We start from the raw sequence: 3,851 nt of genomic DNA on the forward strand, positions 1-3,851 counted from the left end.
GCCGATGGTGTGCGGGACATGGTGGACAGTGGTGTGGGCACGTTCCTGGAGCTGGGGCCGGACGGCACGCTGTCGGCGATGATCCAGGAGAGCGCGGACGTCACCACGCTTCCCGTACTGCGCAAGGACCGACCCGAGGAGGAGTCGGTCGTCACCGCGGTCGGCGCCTTGCACGCGGCCGGTGTGACGGTCGACTGGGCGGCCTTCTTCGGGCCCCTGCACGCCGCCCGCGTGGACCTTCCCACCTACGCCTTCCAGCACCACCGCTACTGGCCCGAGCAGGCTGACGGCGAGCCGGTCGTTACCGACCCGGTGGACGCCGAGTTCTGGGACGCCATCGAGAGCGAGGACCTCGACAGCCTGGCCGCCGGCCTCGGCCTCACCGGCGAGGAACTGTCCGGCGTGGTGCCGGCGCTCGCCGCGTGGCGCCGCCGCCGGCGGGCCGAACGCGACCTCGACGCCGTGCGCTACCGCGAGACGTGGGCACCGCTGACCGGAGCCGTCACCGGCACCCCGCGCGGCACGTGGCTCGTGATCGTGCCGGAGGGCGCCGACGAGACCTGGGTGAGCCGCGTGGCCGGCGCGGCCGGACCGGGCGCGATCCACGTGACCGTGCCGGTGACCGCCGATGCCGACGTGCTCGCCGCGCGGCTGTCCATCGCGGAGGGCGCGGGCTTCGCGGGTGTACTGTCCCTGCTGGCCGAGGACCCGGCCGGACCGGTCGCCACGGCGACGCTGATCCGCACTCTCACCGGACTCGGCATCACGGCGCCTGTGTGGGCGGTCACGCGCGGCGCCGTCGCCGCCGTCGACGGTGACGCCGTCGAGCACCCCGAGCGCGCCGGCGTGTGGGGGCTGGGCCGGGTCGCCGCGCTCGAACACCCGGACGGCTGGGGCGGTGTGATCGACCTGCCCGCCGAGCCGGACGACGCCGCTCTCACGCGTTTCGCCGCCGTGCTCGCGCACCCCGTCGGTGAGGAAGAAGTCGCCATCCGCAACGGGGGCGTCGCGCTGGGCCGACGGATGGCACCCGGGCCCGCCGGGGACGCACTGGAGTGGACCCCGACCGGCACCGTGCTCATCACCGGCGGTACCGGTGCGCTCGGCGCGCGCGTGGCCCGCTGGCTCGCGGAACGTGGTGTCGCGCGTCTCGTGCTGGTGAGCCGCCGGGGCGACACGGCGCCGGGCGCCACCGCGCTGCGCGACGAACTGACCGCTGCCGGCGTCGAGGTGGACCTCGTCTCGGCGGACACGGCCGATCGGGACGCCATGGCGGCCGTCCTCGCGGCGATCCCCGCCGACCAGCCGTTGACCGGCGTCGTCCACGCGGCCGGTGTCCTCGCGGACGGTGTGCTGACCGGGCTGAGCGGCGAGCAGTTCGAGACGGTGTTCCGGGCCAAGGTCGCCTCGGCGCTGGTGCTGGACGAGCTGACCCGCGATCGCGACCTGTCGGTGTTCGCGCTGTTCTCCTCGGCCGCCGGTTCGGTCGGTAACCCCGGCCAGGCGAACTACGCCGCGGCGAACGCGGTCCTCGACGCCATCGCCCAGCGTCGCCGCGCGCAAGGACTGCCCGGCACCTCGCTGGCGTGGGGCGCGTGGGCCGGGGACGGCATGGGCGGCAGCGCGACGGGCGTCGGCGCCGCCGCGCTCGCCCCGCACCTGGCCCTGACGGTGCTCGGGCAGGCCGTCACGGCACCGGACCCCACGCTCACCGTGCTCGACATGCGCCACCCCGACGTGCTGGCCACCCTGCTCACGCCACGGCCGCACCGCCCCCTGCTGTCGGCCCTGCCGGAGGCGCGCCGCTTCGCCGAGACTTCCACCGCTCCGGCGTCCGGACTCGCCGCGCAGCTGCAAGCCCTCGACGAGGCTCAGCGCCTGGCACGGGTCACGGACCTGGTGCGTGGTGCCGTGGCAGCGGTCCTGCACAGACTGCCCGGTGACATCACGCTGGACCGCGAGTTCGGCAAGCTGGGCTTCGACTCGCTGACCTCCGTCGAGCTGCGCAACCGGCTGGTCGCGGCGACCGGGCTCCGCCTGCCCGCGTCCCTGCTCTACGACCACCCGACCCCGGCCGGGGTGGTCGAACTCCTGCTCGACGAACTGCTCGACGGCCCGGGTGCCACCAGCACGGGACCGGTCGCCGCCGTCACCGACGAGCCGATCGCCATCGTCGGCATGGCGTGCCGCTTCCCGAACGGCATCGACTCGCCGGACGCCCTCTGGGCGCTGCTGACCGAGGGCAGCGACGCGATCGGGCCGTTCCCCACGGACCGCGGCTGGGACCTGGACGGTCTCGCCGGCGACCGACCGGGCCGCAGCACCACCCAACTGGGTGGCTTCCTGCACGACATCGCGGGCTTCGACGCGGACTTCTTCGAGGTCTCCCCGCGGGAGGCCGCGGCGATGGACCCGCAGCAGCGGCTGCTGCTGGAGACGTCGTGGGAGGCACTGGAACGCGCGGGTATCGACCCGCTGTCGCTGCGCGGCAGCTCCTCGGGTGTGTTCGTCGGCACGAACGGCCAGGACTACGGCGACGTGCTCGCCGGCACCGAGGCCGGCCGCCAGGGCCACACCGGCACGGGCCTCGCCGCCAGCGTGCTGTCCGGCCGCCTCTCCTACACCCTAGGCTTCGAGGGCCCGGCGGTCACCGTGGACACGGCGTGCTCGTCGTCGCTGGTGGCGCTGCACTGGGCGACGCAGGCGCTGCGCAGCGGCGAGTGCTCGCTGGCGCTGGTCGGTGGCGTGACGCTGATGACGACGCCGTGGCTGTTCGTGGAGTTCTCCCGGCAGGGCGGACTGGCGCCGGACGGCCGGTGCAAGGCGTTCGCCGAGGACGCCGACGGGACCGGGTGGTCCGAGGGCATCGGCATGATCGTGGTCGAGCGGCTGTCGGACGCGGTGCGCAACGGGCACGAAGTCCTGGCCGTGGTGCGGGGTTCGGCGGTGAACCAGGACGGCGCGTCGAACGGCCTCACCGCCCCGAACGGACCGTCACAACAGCGGGTGATCCGGGCCGCGCTGGCCAGTGCCGGTCTCGAGCCGTCCGGAGTGGACGCCGTGGAGGCCCACGGCACGGGCACGTCGCTCGGTGACCCGATCGAGGCACAGGCTCTTTTGGCGACCTACGGCCAGGACCGTGAGACGCCGCTGCTGCTGGGTTCGGTGAAGTCGAACATCGGACACACGCAGGCGGCCGCGGGTGTCGCCGGCATCATCAAGATGGTCCTCGCGCTGCGCAGCGCCGAGCTGCCGAAGACGCTGCACGTCGGCGAAGTGTCGTCCCGGGTGGACTGGGACGCGGGCGCGGTGTCGGTACTGACGGAGCCGAGGCCGTGGCCGGCGGTGGACCGGCCGCGGCGGGCGGCGGTGTCGTCGTTCGGGATCTCCGGCACCAACGCCCACACCATCCTGGAGCAGGCCCCCGTCACCGTGGCCGTCGAGCCGGCGGCGGTGGACGTCGTGGTGCCGTGGGTGGTGTCGGGCCGGTCGGAAACGGCGGTCCGGGACCAGGTGGCACGGCTGGCCGAGGTGGCGGAGCGTCCGGTCGACGTTGCCTATTCGCTGACGCTGCGGTCGCGGTTCGACCACCGGGCGGTCCTCGTCGGCCGGGGCCGTGAGGACCTGCGGTCGGTCGTGACCCAGGTGGTGGCCGGTGATGGTCGGTTGGGGGTTGTGTTCACGGGTCAGGGTTCGCAGCGGCTGGGGATGGGGCGTGGGTTGTATGCGCGGTTCCCGGTGTTCGCGGAGGCTTTCGATGCTGTGATCGCGGAGTTGGGTGCGGATGTGCGGGGGGTGATGTGGGGTGAGGATGCGTCGGTGCTGGACCGTACGGGGTGGTCGCAGCCGTC

The 3,851-nt window shown here is 73.9% G+C and carries 1 protein-coding gene; it reads left to right on the forward strand.

The window, feature by feature from the left end; translation table 11 throughout:
• Positions 1–18 precede the first annotated feature (18 nt).
• On the forward strand, positions 19–3,851 hold a 3,833-nt coding region (locus tag AB0E62_RS39820), incomplete at its 3' end, for an SDR family NAD(P)-dependent oxidoreductase (protein WP_362205973.1).

It is taken from the genome of Streptomyces sp. NPDC038707, from assembly GCF_040636485.1.
Taxonomy (GTDB): domain Bacteria; phylum Actinomycetota; class Actinomycetes; order Streptomycetales; family Streptomycetaceae; genus Streptomyces.